Genomic DNA, 379 nt, shown 5'->3' with positions numbered 1-379 from the left:
CCGCTGCTCACCGACTCACGCTACCGGGCGCTCGCGGGGAGCCAGTTCTCCATGCTCACTCCGGAGAACGCGTTCAAGCCACAGTTCCTCCACCCACGCCGGGGCGTCTACGACTTCCGCGACGCGGACCTGCTCGTACGCTTCGCCCGCGCGAACGACATGAAGGTGCACGCGCACACCCTCGTCTGGCACGAGGCTCTGCCCGACTGGATGCGGGAGGACGACGACCCCGAGGAGGTGCGCCGGACCATGCTCCGGCACATCGCCGTGGTCGCCGGGCACTTCAAGGGAAAGGTCGCGGAATGGGATGTGGTCAACGAGCCCATGTCCGACGACGAGAAGAGTTACACCAACGGGGATCGCGGTCTGCGCTCCGAGC

At 67.0% G+C, this 379-nt stretch carries 1 protein-coding gene; it reads left to right on the top strand.

The annotated features are described in order from the left end of the window. Positions 1–51: 51 nt before the first annotated feature. Positions 52–379: endo-1,4-beta-xylanase (locus tag IF27_RS29675; RefSeq protein ID WP_263053860.1), on the top strand; the 328-nt coding region annotated here is incomplete at its 3' end.

It is taken from the genome of Streptomyces avicenniae (genome assembly GCF_000719135.1).
GTDB classification, from domain to species: Bacteria; Actinomycetota; Actinomycetes; order Streptomycetales; family Streptomycetaceae; genus Streptomyces; species Streptomyces avicenniae.
The sequence above is the reverse complement of the archived record's forward strand: the minus strand, read 5'-3'. Positions and strand labels throughout refer to the sequence as shown.